The sequence below is a fragment of the Streptomyces mayteni genome, from assembly GCF_054783955.1.
The window spans coordinates 1-21,675 of sequence record NZ_BAAGPR010000012.1; the positions used below are offsets into that span (position 1 = coordinate 1).

General features: G+C 73.5%; 24 protein-coding genes. 10 read left to right on the forward strand and 14 right to left on the reverse strand.

What is annotated here, in order from left to right; all coding sequences use genetic code 11:
* The 6 genes from ACYVPE_RS08085 to ACYVPE_RS08110 form a co-directional block, all read left to right on the forward strand.
* On the forward strand, positions 1-549 hold a 549-nt coding region (locus ACYVPE_RS08085; protein ID WP_461032745.1), incomplete at its 5' end, for an ATP-binding cassette domain-containing protein.
* Positions 546-2,288, forward strand: coding sequence for an ABC transporter ATP-binding protein (locus ACYVPE_RS08090; protein ID WP_461032746.1), 1,743 nt, complete (start codon positions 546-548; stop codon positions 2,286-2,288). The genes ACYVPE_RS08085 and ACYVPE_RS08090, both read left to right, overlap by 4 nt.
* A 406-nt stretch (positions 2,289-2,694) precedes the next feature.
* Positions 2,695-3,906, forward strand: coding sequence for an SfnB family sulfur acquisition oxidoreductase (locus ACYVPE_RS08095; protein ID WP_461032747.1), 1,212 nt, complete (start codon positions 2,695-2,697; stop codon positions 3,904-3,906).
* A 47-nt stretch (positions 3,907-3,953) separates the two neighbouring features.
* Entirely contained in the window at positions 3,954-5,108 is a 1,155-nt protein-coding gene (locus ACYVPE_RS08100; RefSeq protein WP_461032748.1) for an LLM class flavin-dependent oxidoreductase, read from the forward strand.
* Positions 5,109-5,132: 24 nt separating this feature from the next.
* Positions 5,133-5,684 carry an NADPH-dependent FMN reductase gene (gene ssuE / locus ACYVPE_RS08105; protein WP_461032749.1) on the forward strand — a complete coding sequence of 184 codons (552 nt, stop codon included), beginning with the start codon at positions 5,133-5,135 and terminating at the stop codon, positions 5,682-5,684.
* A 79-nt stretch (positions 5,685-5,763) separates the two neighbouring features.
* On the forward strand, positions 5,764-6,306 hold the full coding sequence (locus tag ACYVPE_RS08110; protein ID WP_461032750.1) for a GNAT family N-acetyltransferase: 543 nt from the start codon (positions 5,764-5,766) through the stop codon (positions 6,304-6,306).
* 14 nt (positions 6,307-6,320) lie between these two features.
* Here ACYVPE_RS08110 and ACYVPE_RS08115 read toward each other — a convergent pair whose 3' ends face one another.
* The 10 genes from ACYVPE_RS08115 to ACYVPE_RS08160 all read right to left on the reverse strand — a co-directional run bounded on the left by ACYVPE_RS08115 (position 6,321) and on the right by ACYVPE_RS08160 (position 14,797).
* Positions 6,321-7,076 (reverse strand): ABC transporter permease, encoded by a 756-nt coding sequence (locus ACYVPE_RS08115; RefSeq protein WP_461032751.1) that lies wholly within the window; start codon positions 7,074-7,076, stop codon positions 6,321-6,323.
* Positions 7,073-8,083, reverse strand: a complete 1,011-nt coding sequence (locus ACYVPE_RS08120) for an aliphatic sulfonate ABC transporter substrate-binding protein (protein ID WP_461032752.1) — start codon at positions 8,081-8,083, stop codon at positions 7,073-7,075. The genes ACYVPE_RS08115 and ACYVPE_RS08120 overlap by 4 nt, the downstream gene beginning before the upstream one ends.
* Positions 8,080-8,865: an ABC transporter ATP-binding protein gene (locus ACYVPE_RS08125; RefSeq protein ID WP_461032753.1), complete on the reverse strand. Its 786-nt coding sequence runs from the start codon at positions 8,863-8,865 to the stop codon at positions 8,080-8,082. The genes ACYVPE_RS08120 and ACYVPE_RS08125 overlap by 4 nt, the downstream gene beginning before the upstream one ends.
* Positions 8,862-10,001: an LLM class flavin-dependent oxidoreductase gene (locus ACYVPE_RS08130; RefSeq protein WP_461032754.1), complete on the reverse strand. Its 1,140-nt coding sequence runs from the start codon at positions 9,999-10,001 to the stop codon at positions 8,862-8,864. The genes ACYVPE_RS08125 and ACYVPE_RS08130 overlap by 4 nt, the downstream gene beginning before the upstream one ends.
* Before the next feature lie 79 nt (positions 10,002-10,080).
* On the reverse strand, positions 10,081-11,454 hold the full coding sequence (locus ACYVPE_RS08135) for an LLM class flavin-dependent oxidoreductase (protein ID WP_461032755.1): 1,374 nt from the start codon (positions 11,452-11,454) through the stop codon (positions 10,081-10,083).
* Positions 11,451-12,221 (reverse strand): ABC transporter ATP-binding protein, encoded by a 771-nt coding sequence (locus ACYVPE_RS08140; RefSeq protein WP_461032756.1) that lies wholly within the window; start codon positions 12,219-12,221, stop codon positions 11,451-11,453. The genes ACYVPE_RS08135 and ACYVPE_RS08140 overlap by 4 nt, the downstream gene beginning before the upstream one ends.
* On the reverse strand, positions 12,197-13,045 hold the full coding sequence (locus ACYVPE_RS08145) for an ABC transporter permease (RefSeq protein WP_461032757.1): 849 nt from the start codon (positions 13,043-13,045) through the stop codon (positions 12,197-12,199). Before ACYVPE_RS08145 ends, ACYVPE_RS08140 begins: the two co-directional genes overlap by 25 nt.
* Positions 13,042-14,121: an ABC transporter substrate-binding protein gene (locus tag ACYVPE_RS08150; protein ID WP_461032758.1), complete on the reverse strand. Its 1,080-nt coding sequence runs from the start codon at positions 14,119-14,121 to the stop codon at positions 13,042-13,044. Before ACYVPE_RS08150 ends, ACYVPE_RS08145 begins: the two co-directional genes overlap by 4 nt.
* 111 nt (positions 14,122-14,232) lie before the next feature.
* Positions 14,233-14,307: a putative leader peptide gene (locus tag ACYVPE_RS08155; protein WP_394814695.1), complete on the reverse strand. Its 75-nt coding sequence runs from the start codon at positions 14,305-14,307 to the stop codon at positions 14,233-14,235.
* Positions 14,308-14,497: 190 nt separating this feature from the next.
* Positions 14,498-14,797, reverse strand: a complete 300-nt coding sequence (locus tag ACYVPE_RS08160) for a hypothetical protein (RefSeq protein WP_461032759.1) — start codon at positions 14,795-14,797, stop codon at positions 14,498-14,500.
* 145 nt (positions 14,798-14,942) lie between these two features.
* On the opposite strand from ACYVPE_RS08160, the gene ACYVPE_RS08165 reads away from it, so the two are divergent.
* Genes ACYVPE_RS08165 through ACYVPE_RS08175 form a run of 3 tightly spaced genes read left to right on the forward strand, consistent with a single transcriptional unit; the run spans position 14,943 to position 16,234 of the window.
* Positions 14,943-15,791: a helix-turn-helix domain-containing protein gene (locus ACYVPE_RS08165; RefSeq protein ID WP_461032760.1), complete on the forward strand. Its 849-nt coding sequence runs from the start codon at positions 14,943-14,945 to the stop codon at positions 15,789-15,791.
* Positions 15,792-15,800: 9 nt separating this feature from the next.
* A complete protein-coding gene (locus tag ACYVPE_RS08170) occupies positions 15,801-16,013 on the forward strand; it encodes a DUF397 domain-containing protein (RefSeq protein ID WP_461032761.1) in 213 nt (70 codons plus the stop codon).
* Positions 16,013-16,234, forward strand: a complete 222-nt coding sequence (locus tag ACYVPE_RS08175) for a DUF397 domain-containing protein (RefSeq protein ID WP_461032848.1) — start codon at positions 16,013-16,015, stop codon at positions 16,232-16,234. Before ACYVPE_RS08170 ends, ACYVPE_RS08175 begins: the two co-directional genes overlap by 1 nt.
* Here the strand turns inward: ACYVPE_RS08175 and ACYVPE_RS08180 are convergent.
* The 3 genes from ACYVPE_RS08180 to ACYVPE_RS08190 all read right to left on the reverse strand — a co-directional run bounded on the left by ACYVPE_RS08180 (position 16,205) and on the right by ACYVPE_RS08190 (position 18,584).
* The gene (locus tag ACYVPE_RS08180) at positions 16,205-16,648 is read right to left on the reverse strand and encodes a DUF6879 family protein (RefSeq protein ID WP_461032762.1); all 444 of its coding nucleotides are present in this window, start codon (positions 16,646-16,648) and stop codon (positions 16,205-16,207) included. The genes ACYVPE_RS08175 and ACYVPE_RS08180 overlap by 30 nt on opposite strands.
* An 86-nt stretch (positions 16,649-16,734) precedes the next feature.
* A complete protein-coding gene (locus ACYVPE_RS08185) occupies positions 16,735-17,826 on the reverse strand; it encodes a Gfo/Idh/MocA family protein (protein ID WP_461032763.1) in 1,092 nt (363 codons plus the stop codon).
* Positions 17,823-18,584: a ThuA domain-containing protein gene (locus ACYVPE_RS08190; RefSeq protein WP_461032764.1), complete on the reverse strand. Its 762-nt coding sequence runs from the start codon at positions 18,582-18,584 to the stop codon at positions 17,823-17,825. The genes ACYVPE_RS08185 and ACYVPE_RS08190 overlap by 4 nt, the downstream gene beginning before the upstream one ends.
* Positions 18,585-18,783: 199 nt before the next feature.
* Here ACYVPE_RS08190 and ACYVPE_RS08195 point away from each other — a divergent pair, with 199 nt between their 5' ends.
* Positions 18,784-19,815, forward strand: a complete 1,032-nt coding sequence (locus ACYVPE_RS08195) for a LacI family DNA-binding transcriptional regulator (RefSeq protein ID WP_461032765.1) — start codon at positions 18,784-18,786, stop codon at positions 19,813-19,815.
* A gap of 21 nt (positions 19,816-19,836) precedes the next feature.
* Here the strand turns inward: ACYVPE_RS08195 and ACYVPE_RS08200 are convergent, their stop codons facing one another.
* Complete coding sequence (locus ACYVPE_RS08200) at positions 19,837-21,642, reverse strand: TIM barrel protein (RefSeq protein ID WP_461032766.1); 1,806 nt, start codon at positions 21,640-21,642, stop codon at positions 19,837-19,839.
* Between the last annotated feature and the right edge of the window lie 33 nt (positions 21,643-21,675).

Here is a 21,675-nt window from a genome sequence, read left to right on the forward strand (position 1 = left end):
CGCCGGGACACGAACGCGGCGGCGATCGCCGCCGCCATGTCGGTGGCCGCCGCCGAGGTCGTGGTGCGTGGCGCGCCCGGCGGCCTCGACGCGCCGGTGCTGCCCGGCGGCCTGACCCTCTCCGGCGGCCAGCGGCAGCGGATCCGGCTGGCCAGGGCGCTGCTCGCCGACCCCGAGGTGCTGCTCGCGGTCGAGCCGACGTCCGCCGTCGACGCGCACACCGAGGCGGCGATGGCGCGGGGGCTGCGTGCCGCCCGCGCCGGCCGGGCCACGGTGGTCGGCAGCACGTCGCCGCTGCTGCTCGACCAGGCCGACGTCGTGTACTACCTGGTCGACGGCCGGGCCGTGGCCGTCGGCGCGCACCGCGAACTGCTGGCCGCCGAGCCCGGCTACCGGCGCCTGGTGGCGCGCGGCGTCGAGGACCCGAAAGCCCCGGCAGACCCAGCAGCCCCGGCAGACCCGGCAGCCTCAGCAGGCCCAGAGGTCCCGGAGGACGCGGCGGGCGCGGAGGACGGCGACGGCACGCCGGCCGCGGCGGTGCTCCGGTGAGCGCCGGCTCCGGGCTGCCGGTCGCCGGCCCGGCCGAGGTGCGCCGGGCGGTGGTCGCGCTGGTCCGCCAGGACGGCCGCGGCTTCGCCGCGCTGCTCGGGCTCAACGCGCTGGCCGCCGGCGCCGGGTTGGTCGCCCCCTGGCTGCTCGGCCGGGTCGTCGACGAGGTCAGGGCGGGCGCCGGGGTGGCCGTCGTGGACCGGTTGGCGCTGGTCATCGTGGTGTGCGGGCTGCTCCAGCTGGTGCTCGTCCGCTGGGCGCGGCTCGTCGGGCACCGGTTCGGCGAGCGGACCCAGGCGCGGATCCGCGAGGACTATGTGGACCGGGTGCTCGCGCTGCCGCCCTCCGTCGCCGAGCGGGCCGGCCAGGGGGACCTGGCCGCGCGGGGCACCACCGACGTCACGGCCGTGGGCCGCACGCTGCGGGACGCCGCGCCGGACGTGCTGATCGCCGGGGTCCAGGTCGCGTTCATCCTGGGCGCGGTCGTCGCGCTCAACCCGCTGCTCGGGGCCTGCGGGCTGCTCGGTCTTGTCGGCTGCTGGATCTCGCTCCGCTGGTACCTGCGTCGGGCCAGGTCCGCCTATCTCGCCGAGGGCGCCGCCAACTCCGAGCTGGCCGAGCTGCTCGCGGCCACCGCGGCCGGGGCCCGCACGGTCGACGCGCTCGGGCTGCGCGGGCGACGGCTCGCCGGCTGCGAGACGGCGGTCGCCGAGTGCCGGACCACCAGGATGCGCACGCTGTTCCTGCGCGGCGTGCTGTTCCCCACCACCGACCTGTCGTTCGTGGTGCCGGTGGTCGGGGTGCTGATGGTGGGCGGGGCCCTGTACGGCGAGGGCCTGGTCAGCCTGGGCACGGTCGTCGCGTCCGCCCTCTACCTCCAGCAACTGGCGGGCCCGCTGGAGTCGATCCTGTTCTGGGCCGAGCAACTGCAGAGCAGCGGCGCCTCGTTCGCCCGCGTCGAGGGCGTGGGCCTGGCGTCGGCCGGCCCGGCCGACCGCGGCCGGGCGCCGGAGGGCGACCTGATCGAGCTGACGGGCGTGGGCTACGCGTACGGCGGCGGCGACGACGTGCTGCACGGCGTCGACCTGACGGTGCGGCCCGGGGAGCGGCTTGCCGTGGTCGGCCCGTCAGGCGCCGGCAAGACGACGCTGAGCCGGCTGCTCGCCGGCATCGACGCGCCGCGCGTCGGCACGGTCACCGTGGGCGGGGCGCCGGTCGTCGAGCTGGCCCCCGACCAGCTGCGCCGACAGATCCTGCTGGTCACCCAGGAGCACCACGTCTTCCTCGGCACCGTCCGCGACAACCTGCTGATCGCCGCGCCGGCCGCGGCGGACGCCGAGCTGTGGGCGGCGCTCGACGCGGTCGGCGCCGACTGGGCGGCCGAGCTGCCGGCCGGTCTCGACACCGAGCTCGGCCCCACCGGGCACCGGGCCGACGCCGCGCAGGCCCAGCAACTCGCCCTGGCCCGCGTCGTGTTGGCCGACCCGCACACGCTGGTGCTGGACGAGGCCACCGCGCTGCTCGATCCGGCGACCGCCAGGCACGCCGAGCGCGCGCTGGCCGCCGTGCTGCGGGGCCGCACCGTCATCGCCATCGCGCACCGGCTGCACACCGCGCACGACGCGGACCGGGTCGCGGTGCTGGAGGACGGCCGGTTGACCGAACTCGGCCCGCACCACGAGCTGGTGGCGGCGGACGGCGCCTACGCCGCGCTCTGGCGGTCGTGGCACGGCACCTGACGTCCGCCGCTCCGCCCGCCGGCCGTCTCGCCTGCCGAGCCGGGCATTGACGGTCAGGGGTGGCCATGCTTGCATCGATGGCATGTCCGGTGCCCGGGTTCTGACGCGCCGCCGCTGCGTGGACTTCGTCCGCGTGGCCGCCGCGATCTGTTGCGCCTCCAGGTGATCCCCGCGCCCTCGGCGCGTCCGTGACCTCGATCTGACCGCCGTTCCGCGCGGTCCTGCCGGCTCTCCGAGCCACCGCCCACCCCTCGCCACCCGCCGGCGTCGCCGTGCTCCGGCGCGTGCGGGGTCGCCTCCGCCCGCCCGCCGACGGCCGCCCGCACGGCGGTGCCGTCGGAGGGTCGGTCCCTCGTGCCCGCGTCCCGTACCTCCGCACGTCCCGCCGCCCCCCGAAGGAGACCGCATGTCCGGATCCACCGCCATCGTCGCCCAGGTGATCCGGGACGACGCCGAGGCGCTGCGGGTCGCCGCCGAACTCGCCGACGCCTTCCGCGTCGGCGCCGCCGAGCGCGACGCCCGGCGCCAGCCGCCGCGCGAGGAGGTGGACCGTCTCTCGGCCAGCGGCCTGCTCGCCGTCACCGTCCCCGCCGAGTACGGCGGGGCCGACGTCGGCGCCGGCACGCTCGCCGAGATCTTCCGGCTGCTGGCGACGGCGGACGCCAGCCTGGCGCAGATCCCGCAGAGCCACTTCGTCTACGTCAACGTGCTGCGGCGCCAGGGCACCGCGGAACAGCGGGAGTTCTTCTTCGGCGAGGTGCTGGCCGGCCGGCGGTTCGGCAACGCCCAGTCCGAGGCCGGCACCCGGCACACGCAGGACTTCCACACCCGGCTCGAACCCGAGCCGGACGGCGACGGATACGTGCTGACGGGCGTCAAGAACTACGCGACCGGGGCCCTGTTCGCCGACTGGATCCCGGTGCTCGCCCGCGCCGCCCACGACGACGACCGGCTGCACGTCGCGTATGTGCCGTGGAACGAGCCGGGGTTGACCGTGGTCGACGACTGGGACGGCATGGGCCAGCGCACCACGGCGAGCGGCACGGTGCGCCTGGACCGGGTCCGGGTGGAGCCGGACCGGGTGGTGCCCCACCACCTCACCTTCGACGGCCCTCAACTGCACGGCGCCACCGCCCAGTTACTCCACGCGGCGATCGACGTCGGGATCGCCGGCGGGGCGTTGGCGGAGGCCGCCGAGTTCGTGCGGACGAAGAGCCGCCCCTGGTTCGAGAGCGGGCTCGGGACGGCCGCCGACGACCCGCTGCTGATCCAGCGCTTCGGCGAACTCGCCATCCGGGTGCGGGCCGCCGAGGCACTGCTCGTCGCCGCGGGCCGGGCCGTGGACGCCGCGGCCGGCGGGCTCACCGACGAGAGCGCCGCCGAGGCGTCCGTCGCGGTGGCCGCGGCCAAGGCGTTCGCCGGCGAGGCGGCCGTCGACGTCTCCTCGGCGCTCTTCGAGGTAGCCGGCACCCGCGCCGCCGCCGACGGCCTCAACCTGCACCGCCACTGGCGCGACGCCCGCACCCACACGCTGCACGATCCGGCCCGCTGGAAGGTGCAGCACATCGGCCGCCACCTGCTCAACGGCACGCCGCCGCCCCGGCACGGCCTGCTGTGACCACCCTCGCGAACGAGTCCACCCTCGCGAAAGAACGGAGAGCTCCCGTGTCCCTCACCTTCCACTGGTTCCTGCCCACCAACGGCGACAGCCGGCACGTCGTGGGCGGCGGCCACGGCGCCGCCGTCACGGCCTCCGGCCGCGACCGGCCGCCGACGGTCGGCTACCTCGGCCAGATCGCCCGCGCCGCCGAGCAGTTGGGCTTCGTCGGCGCGCTGACCCCGACCGGTGCCTGGTGCGAGGACGCGTGGCTCACCACCGCGATGATCAGCCAGCACACCGAACGCCTCAAGTTCCTCGTCGCGTTCCGGCCCGGGTTCGTCTCGCCCACGCTGGCCGCCCAGATGGCGAGCACCTACCAGCGCCAGACCGGCGGCCGGCTGCTGCTCAACATCGTCACCGGCGGCGAGAGCGCCGAGCAGCGCGCCTACGGCGACTTCCTCGACAAGGACGCGCGCTACGCCAGGACCGGCGAGTTCCTGCACGTCGTCCGGGGGCTCTGGGAGGGGAAGACCGTCGACCTGGCCGGCGAGCGGCTGAGCGTCGAGGGCGCCCGCCTCACCCGGCTGCCTGACCCGGTCCCCGAGGTCTACTTCGGCGGCTCCTCGCCGGCCGCCCTCGACGTGGCCGCCCGGCACGTCGACGTCTATCTGACCTGGGGCGAGCCGCCGGCCCAGGTGGCCGCGAAGATCGCCAGGGTGCGGGAGACGGCCGCCGAACACGGCCGCTCCCCGCGGTTCGGCATCCGGCTGCACGTGATCAACCGCGACACCTCGGACGAGGCGTGGGCCGAGGCGCGGCGGCTGCTCGACGGCTTCGACCCGGCAACCGTGGCCGCCGTCCAGGAGGGCCTCGGGCACAGCGAGTCCGAGGGGCAGCGCCGGATGCTGGCGCTGCACGGCGGCCGCCGGGACGGCCTGGAGATCCACCCCAACCTGTGGGCCGGCATCGGGCTGGTGCGCGGCGGCGCCGGCACCGCGCTGGTCGGCAGCCACCAGGAGGTCGCCGACCGGATCCTGGAGTACCACGCGCTGGGCATCGAGGAGTTCGTGCTCTCCGGCTACCCCCACCTGGAGGCGGCCTACTGGTTCGGCGAGGGGGTGCTGCCGCTCCTCGAACGGCGCGGCCTGTGGCACCACCCGTCCCGCGCCGATCGTGAACCCGCCGCTCCCCAGGTCCCGTTCGCCGGCGCCCGCGCCTGACCACCCCCCGGAGGCAGAACCCCCATGGCCGTCGTCGTCTCGATATCCGGAAGCCCCTCGCCCGTCTCCCGCACCGCCGGCCTCCTCGACCACCTGGGCGCCCGGCTGGCGCGCCAGGGCCACGACGTGATCCCGCTCGACGTCCGCGCCCTGCCGCCTGAGGCGCTGTTCGGCGCCGACCTCGCCCACCCGGCGATCACCGAGGCCGGCCGGCTGCTCGGCGAGGCCGACGGGGTGCTGGTCGGCACCCCCGTCTACAAGGCCGCCTACTCGGGGCTGCTGAAGGCGCTCCTCGACCTGCTGCCGCAGTACGCGCTGGCCGGCAAGACCGTGCTGCCGCTGGCCACCGGCGGCAGCACCGCCCACGTGCTGGCCATCGACTACGCGCTGCGACCCGTCCTCTCCTCGATGGGCGCCACCCACATCACCCCCGGCTGGTTCGTCCTCGACCGCCACGTCCTGGTGGCCGAGGACGGCTCGGTGACCCTCGACCCCACGGCCGCCGAACCGCTGGAACAGCTCGTCGACCGGTTCTCCGCCCACCTCGGGGCCCGAAGGCTGCGCAGCGTCTCCTGACCCCGCGCCCGGGCCGGCGGCAGGCGCCGATCCGCTCATCGGTTTGCCGCCGGCCAACCCGGTCGGATAGGAAGCACGCATGCTAAGAGGTACGAAGGTCGGGCTCAGGGCCCGGCACGAGGACGACATACCGATCCTGGAGGCCGAGCTCGCCGCCGACGTGGTCACCGCCTCGCGGGCCACAGGCGACCCGTGGCGGCCGATTACGCCAGGCTCGAAGGAGTCGCAGTTCGCGGTGGACGACACGGCGCGGGGCTTCGCCCACTTCTCCGTGGTGGAGCTGGCGGGCGGCACGCTGGTCGGCACCGCGACGCTGTGGGGCATCGACACCCACAACCGGTCCGCGCACATCGGGCTCGGGCTGCTGCCGTCCGCCCGCGGCAATGGCTACGGCACCGACGTGGTCGCGGTGCTCTGCCACTACGGCTTCGTCGTGCGCGGCCTGCACCGGCTCCAGATCGAGACGCTGTCGGACAACGAGGCGATGCTGCGCTCCGCCGAGCGGAACGGCTTCGTCCGCGAGGGCGTGCTGCGCTCCTCGTCCTGGGTGATGGGCGAGTTCCTGGACGAGGTACTGCTCGGGCTCCTCGTCCAGGACTGGAAGCCGGCCAGGAACGGCTGACCGCGGCCCGCCGCTCAGCCCCAGCGCAGCTTTACCCGCTGTTCCGCGAGGCCGAGGACGGCGTCGCTCGCCTTGCCGAGGACGGCGAGCAGCACGATGGTCAGCACGAGCACGTCGGTGCGGCCGGTGTTCTGGCTGTCGATCAGCAGGTAGCCGAGGCCCATCGTGGAGGCGATCAGCTCGGCGGCGACCAGGAAGAGCCAGCTCTGGGCCAGGCCGAGCCGGACCCCGGAGAGGACGGCGGGGGCGGCGGCCGGGAGCAGCACCTGGGCGAGCAGGGCCGGCCCCGAGCGACCGTAGGCGTGGCCGAGCTCGATCAGGCGGCGGTCGGCGTGGTCCAGCGCCGAGGAGACCGTGGTGTAGACGGGGAAGAACGCGCCGACGGCCACCAGGGTGAGCTTCGGCGTCTCGCCGATGCCCAGCCAGAGCAGCAGCAGCGGCACCCAGGCCAGCGAGGGCACGGCGCGCAACGCGCCCACCGTCGGGGCCAGCAGCGCGCGGGCCGGGCGGGAGAGGCCGACGAGGGCGCCGAGCAGCAGGCCGGCCGCGGTGCCGGCGGCGAAGCCGAGCAGCACGCGTTGGACGCTGATCGCGACGTGGTGCCCCAGGTCGCCGTGGGCCGCCAGGTCGCCGAGCGCGCGCCAGACGTCGGCGGGCGGCGGAAGCTGGGCGCGGGTGTAGGCGCCCGAGTGGGCGGCGAGCTGCCAGGCGAGCAGGAGCAGCGCGGGCAGCAGCAGGCCGGCCGCGCCGCGCGCCAGTCGTCGCGTCAACGGTCCGCCGCCGCGGTGGCGAACTCGGGCGCGAAGAGCGTGTCGAGCGCCTCGGCGACCGTCTCCTCGTCGGGCACCTGCCGCTCGGCCACCAGCAGGGGCGCCACCCGTTCCAGCACCGCGCGCTGCTCGTCGCCGGGCACCGGGGAGATGTCGAGACGGGTGCGGTCGAGGAGCTGGCGCTCGGCGACCTCGGTCGAGATGTCGGCCGCCTCGGCGAGGACGTCGACCGCCGCCCCCGGGTGGTCGAGGATCCAGGCGCGGGCCCGCTCGTAGGTGTCGACCACGGTCTGCACCAGCTCCGGGTGGGCGTCGAGGAAGTCCTCCGCGACGTTGAGGAAGCCGTAGGAGTTGAAGTCCAGATTGCGGTAGATCAGCCGGGAGCCCGCCTCCAGCTCGGTCTGCGCGGTATAGGGGTCGAGGCCGGCCCAGGCGTCGACCTGGCCGCGCTCCAACGCGGTCCTACCGTCCGCGTGTTGCAGGTTGACGATGGACACGTCGGAGGCGTCGAGACCGGCCTCGCGCAGCGCCTGGAGCAGGAAGAAGTACGGGTCGGTGCCCTTGGTGGCGGCGATCTGGCGGCCGGCGAGGTCGGCGACCGAGTCGATGTCGGAGCCGGCCGGCACCACAAGCGCCGACCACTCGGGCTGGCTGTAGACGCTGACGGTGCGCAGCGCGGTGCCGTTGGCGCGGGCGAGCAGCGCGGGGGTGCCGGCCGTCGAGCCGAAGTCGACGGCGCCGGCGCGCAGGTTCTCGTTGGCCTTGTTGCTGCCGAGCGACTGCAGCCAGCTGACGGTCACGTCCCGGTCCGCCAACTCCTCCTCCAGCCAGCCCTGTTCCCTGATGACCAGCGATTCGGGGTTGTAGTAGGCCCAGTCGAGGCGGAGTTCCACGGACCCGCCGCCGGAGCCGGCGGCGCCCCCGGAGTCCTCGCCCGCGACGCAGCCGGCGGCGGCGAACAGCAGAGCGGCGGAGAGGGCGGCGCGGAGTCGGGTGTTCGCGGTCATCGCAGGGCTTTCTGGGAGGTGGAGCGGTGGTCGGGCACGCCGAGTCGGCGCAGGAGTTCGCCGCGCAGCGGCGGCAGGGTGGGGTCGTCGTGCGCGCGGGGGCGCGGCGTGGGGACGTCGAGGGTGGCGACGACGGAGGCGGGCCGGTCGCCGAGCAGCACGATCCGGTCGGCGAGCCGCAGCGCCTCGTCCACGTCGTGGGTGACCAGCAGCACCGTGGTGCCCGAGGTCCGCTGGACGTCGTCGAGCAGGTCCTGCATGCGCAGCCTGGTCAGCGCGTCCAGCGCGGCGAACGGTTCGTCGAGCAGCAGCACTCCAGGACGTCTCGCCAGCGCCCTGGCCAGCGCGGCCCGCCCCGCCATGCCGCCGGAGACCTGGCTCGGGCGGTGCCCGGCGTAGTCGGCGAGCCCGACGACCTCCAGCCAGTGCGCCACCTCGGCCGCCCGCCCGGCCCGTGGCGTGCCCGGCGGCAGCCCGAAGGCCACGTTGGCGGCGAGGCCGCGCCACGACAGCAGCCGCGGATCCTGGAAGACAACCGCCGCCCGTGGATGCGTCCGGCGCACCGGGACGCCGTCCACCAGCACCTCGCCGGCGCTCGGCCGGTCGAGCCCGGCGATCAGCCGGAGCACCGTGGACTTGCCGGATCCCGAGGCGCCGAGCAGCGCGACCGTCTCGCCGGCGGCCAGCGTGAGGCGCACGTCGGAGAGCACCCGGTGGTCGCCGAAGTGCCGTGACACGCCCCGCAGTTCGACGGAGGCCGGGTTCGCCTGGCGGGCGGTCACGAGCCCGTCTCCGCCCACACCTCGGCGAGCAGCTCGTAGGACCGCACCCGGTCCCGGTGGTCGTGGGTGATCGTGGTGACCAGCAGCTCGTCGGCGTCGGTGGCGTCGCGCAGCTCCCGCAGCAGCGCCGCCACCCGCTCGGGGGAGCCGACGAACCGGGTGTCGACGCGGTCGGCCACCAGGGCGCGGTCGGCCGCGGTCCACGGCTCCCGCGCGGCCTCCTCGGGGGTGGGGTACCGCATCGCGCCGCCGCCGGCGCGGATGCTCCGCACCCATGGCCCGTAGCCGGCGGCGAGCTCCCGGGCGGTGGCGTCGTCCGGCGCGACGACGACGTCGGCGGAGACCATCACATGCGGCCGGTCGAGCTCGGCCGAGGGGCGGAACGCCGCCCGGTAGGCGGCCACCGTCTCCAGCACCGTGCCGGGCGACACGTGGTAGTTGGCGGCGAAGCGCTGCCCGCGCTCGCCCGCCACCCGGGCGCTCTCGCCGGCGCTGCTGCCCAGGATCCACAGCTGGAGGTCCGCGCCCTCGCCGGGCACGGCGTGCGCGGAAAGGCCCTCGGGGGAGCGGTAGGCGCCGCCGATCAGGGCGCGGATGTCGTCCACCTGCTCGGCGTACTCCGGGGGTTGGGCGCCCGGCAGGGCGAGCAGCCGCTGCTGGAGCCGGAAGCGGGGCGAGTCGAGCAGCCCTGACGGGTCGAACGGCGGCGGGATCAGCAGCGGGCCGATCCGGCGGGCCGGGCGCGGCTCGCGCGGCGCCCGCGGCCGGGCGCCGTTCGCCGACGGCCCCCGGTGTCCGGATCGACCGAGGCCCAGATCGATCCGGCCCGGGTGCAGCGCGTCGAGGAGGCCGAACTGCTCGACGACGGAGAGCGCGGTCTGGTGGCCGAGCTGCACCGCGCCCGAGCCGACCCGGATGCGGCTGGTGGCGCCGGCCACCAGCGCGATCACCAGGGCCGGCTGCGAGCCGGCCACCCCGGGCGCCAGATGGTGCTCGGCGATCCAGTATCTGAGGTAGCCGAACTCCTCGGCGCGGCGCGCCAGATCGCGGGTGTCGGCGAGCGCGGCGCCGGCCGTGGAGCCGGAGCCGATCGGCACCAGGTCGAGGACGGACAGTGGTACGGGCCCCGTGGCCATGGCACGCCTTTCGGTCCGGAGGAGGGACGAGAGCCGGGGACGGCCGGCACACCGGAGGGGGGCGGTGGCCGGCCGCCGATCAGGGCGCGGCGGTGGCGGCCGCGGCTGTCGGCCGCTCGCGCCGGCCGGCGTACGTGCTGCGCGGCCGGGCCAGGCCGTAGTGGTCGCGCAGCGTCGTGCCGGTGTACTCGGCGCGGAACAGGCCGCGGCGGCGCAGGATCGGCACCACCTCGTCGGCGAACACGTCGAACCCGCCGCTCAGCCACGGCGGCATCACGTTGAAGCCGTCGGCCGCCCCGCCCTCGAACCACTCCTGGATCTGGTCCGCCACCCGCTCCGGGGTGCCGACCACCACCTGGTGGCCGCGGGCCCCGGCGAGCCGGTGCAACAGCTGTCGCAGGGTGGGCTGTTCGCGCTCGATGAGGTCGACGATCAGCTGGAAGCGGCTGGACTCGCCGCGTTCCCCGCCGGTGTCGATCGCCTCGCGGGGCACCGGCCGGTCCAGGTCGGCGACCCCGAACCGGACGCCGAGCAGCCGCTCCAGCAGGTCGAGCGAGTACTCGGGCTGCGTCAGCTCGTTGAACTCGTCGTGCAGCGCCCGCGCCTCGGCCTCCGTGGAGCCGATGAACGGGCTGATGCCAGGCAGCACCAGCACCTGGTCCTGGTCGCGGCCCAGCGCGGCGGCCCGCCGCTTGATGTCGGCGTAGAAGTCCCGCGCCGAGCCGAGCGTCTGGTGCGCGGTGAACACGGCCTCCGCGTAGCGGGCGGCGAACGCCCGGCCGTCCTCCGACGAGCCGGCCTGCACATAGACCGGGCGGCCCTGCGGGGTGCGGGGCGTGTTGAGCGGCCCGCGCACCCTCAGGTGCCGGCCCTCGTGGTCGATCGGGTGGATGCGGTCGGTGTCGGCGAACAGCCCGGAGCCCTGGTCGGCGACCAGCGCCTCGTCCTCCCAGCTGTCCCACAGCTTGGTCACCACGTCGAGGAACTCCCGTGCCCGGTCGTACCGTTCGGCGTGCACCGGGTGCGCGTCGAGGCCGAAGTTCCCGGCCGCCTGCGGCGCCCCGGTGGTGACGATGTTCCAGCCGGCGCGGCCCTGGCTCAGATGGTCGAGGGAGGCGAAGAGCCGGGCCAGGTTGTAGGGCTCGGAGTAGGTGGTGGAGGCGGTGGCGATCAGCCCGATCCGGCTGGTGACCGCCGCCAGCGCGGCCAGCCAGGTGAACGGCTCCAGGCGGAACCGGCTGGCGTAGCGCACGTTGTCGGGCAACGAGGGCCCGTCGGCGAGGAACACCGCGTCCAGCTTGGCGGCCTCGGCGCGGCGGGCGATCTCCTGGTAGTAGCCGATGTCCAGGATCCGGTCCGGGGCCGAACCGTGGTAGCGCCAGGCCGCCTCGTGGTGGCCGCCCGGGTAGACGAACAGGTTGAGCCGCAGCCGGCGTTCCTGGGTCCCGGTCATGCTTCCTCGACTTCCTTCACCTCGGGGGCGACCACGTCGGTGTCGACGCCGAGGCGGGTCAACAGGTCGGCGCGCAGCGCCGCGTACTCGGGGCTGCCGGGCGCACGCGGCGCGGGCAGCGAGATCGTCAGGTCGGCGGCGATCCGGCCGGCGTCCAGTACCACCACGCGGTCGGCGAGCGCGATCGCCTCGTCCACGTCGTGGGTCACCAGCAGCACCGCCGGCCGGTGCTGCTCGCACAGCTGCCGCAGCAGCGCGTGCATCCGGATCCTGGTCAGCGCGTCCAGCGCGCCGAACGGCTCGTCGGCCAGCAGCAGTTCGGGCTCGCGCACCAGCGAGCGGGCCAGCGCGACCCGCTGCTGCTCGCCGCCGGACAGCTCCACGGGCCAGGCCCGCTCCCGCCCGGCGAGACCGACCTCGGCCAGCGCCGTGGCCCCACGCTCGTGCGCCCCGGGACCGGTGAGCCCCAGCGTCACGTTCTCCAACAGCCGCCTCCAGGGCAGCAGCCGGGCGTCCTGGAAGACCACCGAGACGTTCTCCGGCGCGTCGAGCCGCTCGAAGCCGGTCACGTCGTTGTCGATGCCGGCCAGCACCCGCAGCAGGGTGCTCTTGCCGGAGCCGCTGCGCCCGATCAGGGCCACGAACTCGCCGGGCGCGATGGTCAGATCGAGCGCGTCGAGCACCCGCCGGTCACCGAACGCCCGCACCAGGCCCGTGATGTGAACGGCGGCCGTCCCCGTGCTCAGTCCGCCAGCGTGCGTCGCCATGACAGCGCCCTCCTCTGCACGATCCTGACCAGGCCGTCGGAGATCAGGCCGAGCAGGCCGTAGACGACGAGGCCCACGATGATCACGTCGGTCTGTCCGTAGGTGCGCGCCAGCTCCATCATGTAGCCGATGCCGCTGGTGGCGTTGACCTGCTCGACCACCACCAGCGCCAACCAGGCGTTGGTGACGGCGAACCGCATGCCGAGCAGGAAACCGGGCAACGCCCCTGGCAGCACCACGTGCCGCAGGAACTGGAGGTGGTTGAGCCGCACCGTCTCGGCCAGCTCGACATAGCGACTGTCGATCGTCCGCAGCCCGTTGTGGGTGTGCACGTAGATCGGCACCAACACGCCCAGGGTGATCGTCACGATCTTCATCGTCTCGCCGATGCCGAACCACAGGATCAGCAGCGGGATCAGGGCGAGCGACGGGATGGACCGCTTGATCTGCACAGGACCGTCGATGACGCCCTCGCCGAGCCTGCTGAGCCCGGCGACGACGGCCAGCACCAGGCCGGCGGCCACCCCGAACCCGAGGCCGGCCAGGGCGCGTTGCGCGGACGCCCACAGGTTCTCCTGGAGCCGGCCGTCCTCGATCAGATCGCGGGTGGTGGTCACCACCTCCCAGGGTGCGGACAGGTTGCGCTCGTCGATCCAGCCGGCGGCCGAGCCGACCGACCAGATCGCGAGCAGCAGCAGCGGACCGATCGCCCAGCCGTAGCGGATCGGCCGCCCGGGCCCGAGCCGCCGCCGGCGACGACGCGGCGGCGCCGGCGGCCTCGTCACCTCGGGCGGCGCGCTCGACGGCGCCTCGGTGGCCGTCACGAGCCACCACCCCCGGCGTCGGCGAGCGCGTCCGCCGCCACCGTCTCGAAGCGGCGGTCGAACAGGGTCTCGGCGTCGAACGGCTCGCGCTCCAACTCGGCGGCCAGCAACTCGATGGTCTGCTGCTGTCGCTCGATGGCGCCCGACCAGTCGGACAGGAAGTCCGGATCCCCGTTCTGCTCCACCAGATACTCGCCGTCCTCGACGGACAGCCCCTGGTCCTCGACGTAGTAGCCCTGGATCCACTCCTCCGGGTGCTCGTTGGCCCAGGTCAGCGCCTGTGCCCAGAGCCCGATGAACTCCCTGACGGCCGCTGCCTTCTGGGGATCGGCCACGGTGGAGGTGGGCACCCACAGATGCCCCGGGTCGTCGCGCAGCCCGTGGTAGATGGTGGTGCCGCCGTCCGGGCCGTACTGCTCGACGTAACGCCGGATGTTGACACCGCCGATCGGCGCCACGTCCACCTCGCCGTTGCCGAGCGCCGTCGGGTACACGTCGCCGGTGCTGGGGATCTCCACCAGCTCGACGTCGTCCGTGGTGAGCCCCGCCGCGTCCAACACCCGCAGCACCAGGGCGCCCTGCGCCTGCCCCGGGCTGAACGCGATCCGCTTGCCGCGCAGGTCCTCCAGCGACTCGACGTCCGCGCCGGGCGCGATGCCGAGCTGGTAGATCGGGTGGTCGATCGGATCCTGCCGGAAGTTGGCGGCGACCAACTTGGTGTCGAGCCCCGTCCAGTGCGCGTGGATCGACGGGATCTCGGCCGCCGAGCAGACGTCGAGGGCATCGGCCCGGAACGCCTCCGAGCACTGCGGCCCGCCGCTGATGTTGGCCCACTCCACGGTGAAGGGGATCTCGTCGATCAGCCCGGAGAGCTCGAACGCCACCTGCGCCTCCGGCGTGCCGATGGTCAGGGTCGTCTCAGGATCGACGGTCGCCGGTATCTCCGCAGCGGCCAACTCCTCGTCGGTGGCCCCGCTTTCCGCGTCGTCGGTGGCGCAACCCGCGAGCAGCAGCGGAGCGATGAGGGCGGCGGCGATCGCGACACGTCTGGCCGGGGAGGGGTTAAACCTGGGCATGGCGGTTCCTGGGAATTGTTCTTGGGCAGCGGAAAGCGGCACGGTCGGCGGAAGACGAACGGTGCCCGATGCGAGAGTGCGGGAGACTCGAGAGCGCGGAAGGAAAAGAGGTCAGCGACACATGGCGGTCGCGACACGCATCAGATCGACCGCGCGCCGCTGGCTGAGCTGGGCGAAGGTCCGCATGCCGAGAAATTAGCGAACACCTGGGCGAACGGTCAACAGGGCTCGCGAGGACGTCATGACCGTGCAATACGGCTTTATATTGTGACCGGAGAAACCCCATGTCGGCGGCGCCGATGAACACCGCGGAACGGAATATGAACTCGCGCGGGTCCGAGGAGGCACAGGCACCACCCCGCACCCGCGCGTACCCTCAGACCCAGATCACACGCACGGTGTTCCTGCTCCGCCGCGAGATCAGCTGAGCTGCTTCCTCCGGTGACCCCAACTCCGTGACGGTGAACCACCGGTCGCGGACGACCTGAGTCGGCCCATCAGGGTGGGCGAGGCACCATGCGGCGACGCCGGCGTCCAGATCTCCTGACTCGGTGGTGTACTCCTCGACCAGCGCGCAGAGCCGGGGCGCAGTGTCCTTGACGAGCGCGTCGACCTCACGGTCGAACCAGTCGGGGCGAGCGGGTTCCTCGTTGTTCAGCGGGGATACCGTGGTCATGCGAAGTCTCCTTCTCCTGAGGCGCAGTCACCTAAGGGGTAGGAGACCACGCGTAGATGCGGTAGTTCTACCCCTAGAATGAGTGAGAGCTCTCATCTTCATTCGTGTGGGTGATAGCGGATGCCAGGAGGAAGAGAGATCGGGGATGGCAGATCAGGTGCCGACGTTGCGACAGCGACGTCTGGGGCTGGAGTTGCGCAAGATGCGTGAGCGAGCGGGGCTCACCTCCACTGCTGCGGCAGCGGAGATCGGCGTACCTCAGGCCCGTATGAGCATGATCGAGGCGGGAAGGTATCGCGTAGGTGCCGACAGGGTGCGGACGATGGCCCGCGTCTACTCATGTGACGACACCGAACTGGTTGATTCCCTGAGCGCGATGACCGGGACTCGACCACGGGGCTGGTGGGAGGAGTACCGGGAACTTCTGCCTGCCGCCTTGGTCGAGGTCGCGGAACTCGAGCATCATGCGACCGCGCTGCGGGCGGCCGTGGTGGTGACGATGCCTGGACTGGTGCAGAACCTCGACCACACTCGGGCCGCGATGAAACAGGGCGTTCCACGTCTACTGCCGCACGAGATCGAACACCGCGCCTCGTTCCGTGTGAAGCGACAGGCAGTTCTTTATGGTGACCCGCCCGTTCCTTACACCGCAGTGATCCATGAAGCCGCCCTCCACATGGGGTTTGGCGGTCCAGACGTCACCAGGGAGCAGCTTGAGACCCTGGTCGAGGTGAGCACCCGAACCAACATCACCATTCTCGTGGTCCCCTTCGGCTCGTCGGACTTCCCGGCCTCCGGGCAGCCATTCACCTATGTGAGCGGGGCCGTACGGCAGCTGGACACCGTGATCCTCGATTCGGACCACGGCTGTACCTTCTTGGATGCTGAGGCTCAACTTTCCAGGTATGCGGCGCTGTTCGACCGCATGGAGAGCTGCGCTCTGACAGCAGGCAAGAGCAGAGATCTGATCCGCCGTATGGCGAAGAGTAGGTAAGGAAGCTTGATGAGTGCCTGCGCGTGGGAGAAGTCCTCTTACAGTAACGAGGGGGCCAACTGTGTCAATCTCGGTACATCACCCGAGGGTATTATCTGTCTACGGGAGAGCGATGACCCGGCTGTGGTGCTGGTGAGCACGCCAGCGGCGGTGCGTGGCCTTTTTGGGGCTATATGGGGGGGTTGCCTGCCGGGTTCATCGTCAAGTGGGAGGATGGGATGATGACCTCGCCACAGGCCGTGGCGTGGCAGAAGTCGTCGTTCAGCGGGCAGGCATCCAACTGCGTGAATCTCGCTATCGCTCCCGATGGCGCCGGCGTTTGGCTACGCGAGAGCGACGAACCGGCCGTCGTGTTGGCCAGCGGTCAGGAAGCCATGCTCGGTCTACTCAGCGCGATACGGCAGGGGTACCTGTCAAGGACCGGGGACGGTCCGTCCGAATGATGTCCGCCCCTGACTCCCGCCCAGGTTTGGGTGTTTGTCCCTCACGGTGTGGTCGTCGAAGAAGGCCGGCGCTTCCTCGCCCAGCGCGTCGCCGACCTGGACGGGGTCGTCGAGGCCGGGGGCCTCGATGTTCAGTGGCGTGGTGAAGTGCTCGAACTTGACGTAGTCGGAGACGGGTTCGGACACGATGCGAACCCGGCGGACGGCCACGCCGCGCCCGACCGTTCGAGAGACCAGGTCGAACCACCCCGCGAGCACTCCGCGAGCGTGTTCGTGGGTCCACCGGCCCGCCTCCCAGCGGGCCACGTCCTCGCGCTCCTCCGCCACGGCATAGGTGTCCCGCATCTCCAGATGAAGGGCTGAGTGCCGGGCGGAGCCGAGCAGTTCGTCGAAACCAGGGACCTTCGACTTCATCGCACGCCCTCCTGGTGATCTCGACCACGCGGTGGTCCGACGATCGGCGAGCGCCGGCGCGCGCGTCAAGGGCGCGGGTGGGCGGGTCAGTTCGCGCCGGGTGGGCGGGCCAGGAGGGCGTCGCGTTCGGGGCCGGCGGAGGCGAGGGCCTCGTGGTGGGCGGTGGCGAGGAGGTCGGTGAGCCGGACGCGGCGGTCCTCGGTGGCGGAGAGCACGGCCGCGTCCACCATGGCCAGGCTCATGACGTTCTCGTGGATCTCGCCCCGGGGCGTGGCGCCGGTGCGGAGGGCGTGGACGAAGGTGGCGAGCGCGCCCGCGATGTCGTCCGTCCGTCCGTCGGCGGTGGGTTCGGGGAGCGGGACCGTCGAGGACAGTGGCGGGCCCTCGCCGTCCCAGGTGGCGGAGCCGTGCTCCCCGCTGAGGCGCCAGCTGCCGTTCCAGGAGGTCTCCAGACCGGGGGCGCACCAGCTGCCGGTGTAGACGTAGCGGACGCCGCCGGTCATCTCGAAGACGGCGGTGGCGGCCGCGTCGCCCGCGTACCAGCTCCAGGACGGGTTGAACTCCTCGCAGCGGACCGAGACCGGCTCGGCGTCCAGCACGTAGCGGGCGGCGTCGAAGGGGTGGATCGCCATGTCCAGGAGCAGCGGGTGCGCCATGGCGTCGCGGAAGCCGCCGAAGCGCGGGGCGCGGAAGAACTCCGTGGTGAGGATGCCGAGTCGGCCGAGCCGGCGGGCCCGGTCCCGGAAGGCGCGCAGCTGCCGGTGGTGGCTGCGGGACTGGCTGACCATGAACAGCTGGCCGGCGTGCTCGGCGGCCGCCGCCAGCCGCAGCGCCTCGGCCACCGAGGCCGCGGCCGGCTTCTCACCGAGCACCGGCAGGCCGAGGGCCAGGGCCTGGAGGGTGACCGGGAGGTGCGCGGCCGGGCTGGTCACGTCGATGACGGCCCGCGCGCCCGACGCGGCGGCGACCGCCGCCAGGTCGGTGCCGGCGAGGGCGCCGGGCGTGGTGTCGGCCGCGGCACGCGCGGCGGCCGGGTCCAGGTCGACGACGCCGGCGAGCGTCACGTCGGGCGAGGCGGCGACGGCACCGAGCCAGGCCCGGCCCATCGCGCCGGCGCCCACGACGACCACCGGCAGCGGGCCGGCGTCCGACACGGTCCGGAAGGTGACGGGGCTCATGACCGGGACGCCCCGCCCTCGAACCAGCCGGTCTCGCTGCGGATCAGCTGCGACTCGCGGCGCACGTCGGCCTGCGCGGCCCAGTTCACACCGTTGGCGATGACCCGGCGCACGTCCGGGTGGTGGTAGACCGGGTAGTCCTGGTCGCCCGGGCTGAAGTAGAAGATCCGGCCGCGGCCCCGGCGGAAGGTGCAGCCGCTGCGGAAGACCTCGCCGCCGGAGAAGGAGCTCACGAAGACCAGCTCGTCGGGGGCCGGGATGTCGAAGAACTCCCCGTACATCTCCTGCTCGTCGATCACGATCGGGTGCGGCACGCCCTCCGCGATCGGGTGCGAGGGGTCGACGGTCCACACCAGCTCGCGGTCCTGGCCGTTCCGCCAGCGCAGGGTGCAGGTGGTGCCCATCAGCCGGGTGAAGATCTTCGACCAGTGGCCGGAGTGCAGCACGATCAGGCCCATGCCGGCCAGCACGTGCCGCCGCACCCGCTCCACGACCTCGTCCGACACCTCGCCGTGGGCTATGTGCCCCCACCAGGTCAGCACGTCGGTGTCGGCCAACACCGCGTCGGTCAGGCCGTGTTCCGGCTCGTCCAGGGTGGCGGTGCGGACCCGGGCGCGGTCGCCGAGGTGTTCCACGACGCCCTCGGCGATCGTCGTGTGCATGCCCTTGGGGTACAGCCGGGCGACCTTCTCGTCCCGCTGCTCGTGGCGGCCCTCGCTCCAGACGGTGACCCGCAGGGGGGAGACGGGCGATGACATGGCCTCACTCCGGTCCTGCCCGACGCTCCGAAATGTTTTTCGCTAAGCCGGGCCTCGATTTCGCAACATTCCCGCTCGACGCTAGGTGGCGCCCCAGGGCCTGTCAAGACGCTGAAGGGCCGGGTGCGGGGACGCATACCGGCGGAGTGAGGCCCTATGGTGTGTTTCGAAAACTATCGGACCGACAGGAGGCGGACTCATGACCGATGGCCGGACACCGCGCCTCACCCTGGCCCAGATCGCCGAGACGGCCGGGGTCTCGGTCTCCACCGTCTCCAAGGTCCTCAACGGCCGGGACGACGTCTCCCGGGACACCCGTGCCCGGGTCGACGCCGTGCTCCGCGGTCAGCGGTACGTGCGGCGCGGCGCCCCCGAGCCGGCGGCGGTCGGCGTCCGCACCGTCGACCTCGTCCTCGGCGGGATCGACGGCTCCTGGCCGGCGAGCGTCGCCAGCGGCATGGAGGCGGCGGCCCACGAGGCCGGGCTGCACGTGGTGATCTCCGTCGCCCGGACGCCGGCCGGCGAGGGCCGGCACGTCCCCGACTGGGTGGATCGGGCGCTGGAGCGCGGCAGTTCCGGCGTGGTGGTCGGCCTCGCCGAGCCGACCGACGACCAACTGGCCAGGCTGGCGCGGGCGCGGATCCCCTGCGTCGTCATCGACCCGCTCAGCGATCCGCCGCCCGGCGTGTGGTCGGTCGGCACCACCAACTGGTCGGGCGCCTACGAGGCGACCAGCCACCTGCTCGACCTGGGGCACCGGCGGATCGGCCTGGTCACCGGGCCACCCGGGCACCTCTTCGCGCGGGCGCGCATCGCCGGCTACCGCTCCGCCCTGTCGGCGGCCGGCGTCGACGCACCGCCGGAACTGCTGCGACACGGCACCTACGACCGGGACAGCGGCCGCGAGCAGGTGTCGGCGCTGCTCGCGCTGCCCGTGCCGCCCACCGCGCTGTTCGTCTGCTCCGACCACATGGCCATCGGCGGCTACGCGGCCCTCGCCGAGGCCGGCCTGCGGTTGCCTGACGACGTCAGCGTCGTCGGCTTCGACGACCTCCCGGAGGCCCGCTGGGTCACGCCGCCGCTGACGACCGTGCGGCAACCCCTCAAGGAGATGGGCGGCAACGCCCTCCGGGTCCTCGCCCGGCTGATCGCCGGCGAGGAGGTGGAGAGCCCCCGCGTCGAACTGGCCACCACCCTGGTGCCGCGCGGCAGCACCGCGCCCCGCCGCTGAGGGCCCCTCGGCGCGCCGGGCTCAACGGCCGGTCGCGGCCGCGCGTTGGGCGGCGAGCCGGACGGGGGCGTTGGGCGCCCCGTAGCCCTCGTAGCCGGGGTCGCGCTGGACGAGCTCGAAGAAGACCCGGCCGACGGTCTCCGTGTAGCAGTGCCGGAACGCGCCGCGCTCGTCCCGGTCGTACAGGATGCCGAGATCGCGGTAGCTCGCCAGCTCGGCCGGCGGGAGGTCGTACCTGGCGGCCAGGTCGTCGTGGTAGTTGGCGGGGATGCGCAGCAGCCGGCCGCCGGCGGCCCGGAAGCGGCGGGCCGCGGCCACCACGTCGGCGGTGGCGAACGCGATGTGCTGGACCGGGGCGGCGCCGCCGGGGGCCGGCCCGACGGTGAGCACGACGCGCACGGAGCCGTCGTCGTTGGTGACGACCCGGCTGCGCAGCAGGCCGTAGGTGTCGGCGACGTCGACGCTCTCCCCTGGCCGAAGGCCGAGGACGGCGTGGTGGAAGAGGGCCGCCTCGTCGAAGTGGTGCCAGGGCTGGGTGAGCGCCAGGTGGTCGATGCGTTCGACGAGACGCACGTCCCGCTCGGCGGTGGTGGGGGAGAAGTCCGCCGTCCAGCTGGGGAGTTCGGCGCGGTCGGTGGCGCAGAAGAACAGCTCGGTGCCGTCCGGCGCCGCCACCGCTTCGAGCGGGGTGTCCGCCGGGGCGCGGCGGCGTGGCAGGACCGGGGCGAGCAGGGCCTCGGCGCGGCGGGCGGCGGCGGCCGGGTCGGGCGACTCCAGGCCGATGGCCGCCAGGGTGAGGTCCCCGCCCCGGCCGCCGGTGCCGGTGTTGAGCAGGACACGGGCCGCCCCCTGTTCCCAGAGGCTCACCGGCTTGCCGCGGTGCCTGGCGGTGCGGGCGAAGCCGAGGGCGCGCAGCAGCGCGGAGACCGGCTCCGCGTCGGGGGTGACCAACTCGGCGAAGGCCACTCCCGAGGGCACCGTGGGCGCCGGGAGGGCGTTCTCGCTGGAAGGCTCCCCGGCGGCCTCCAGCAGTGCCAGGAGCGAGCGTTGCGCGTCGACGGCGGTGGGGCCGGCCTCCGCCTGCCGGAAGACGTCGTTGAAGACCTCCAGGGAGAGCGGGCCGCGGTAGCCGGCGGCCAGCACGTGCCGGAGGAAGCCCGGCAGGTCGAAGTCGCCCTGGCCGGGGAAGCAGCGGTGGTGGCGGCTCCACTGGAGCACGTCCATGGACGTCGAGGGGGCGTCGGCGAGTTGCAGGAAGAAGATCCGGTCGCCCGGGAGGTCGGCGATGCCGGCGGGCTCGGTGCCCCGGGCGAGGATGTGGAAGCTGTCGAGGCAGACGCCGAGCGCCGGATGGTCGGCGGCCGCCACCAGCCGCCAGGCGTGGTCGTAGGTGTCGACGTGTCGACCCCAGGCGAGCGCCTCGTAGGCGACCCGGACGCCGTGTTCCTCGGCCAGCTCGGCCAGCCGCCGCAACTGCCGGGCGGCCAGGGCGTCGTCGTCGACGGCGAGCGGCGAGACGCTGGAGCAGACCAGCACGGTGTCGACGCCGAGCCGCGCCATGAGCCGGAACTTGTGCGCGGCGCGGCGCAGGTTCCGCGCGAACACGTCCTCCGGCACGGCCTCGATGTCGCGCATCGGCTGGTAGAGGTCGATGGTCAGGCCGAGGTCGGCGGCCAGGTCGCGGACCTCCTCGGGGCCGAGCGGGCTGGCCAGCAGGTCGTTCTCGAAGAGCTCCACGCCGTCGAAGCCGGCCCGGGCGGCGGCGGCGAGCTTCTCGGTGAGGGAACCGCTGAGGGAGACGGTGGCGATGCAGGTGCGGCGGCGCACGGCGTGCTCCTTTCGCGACGGGGGACGAGGGGG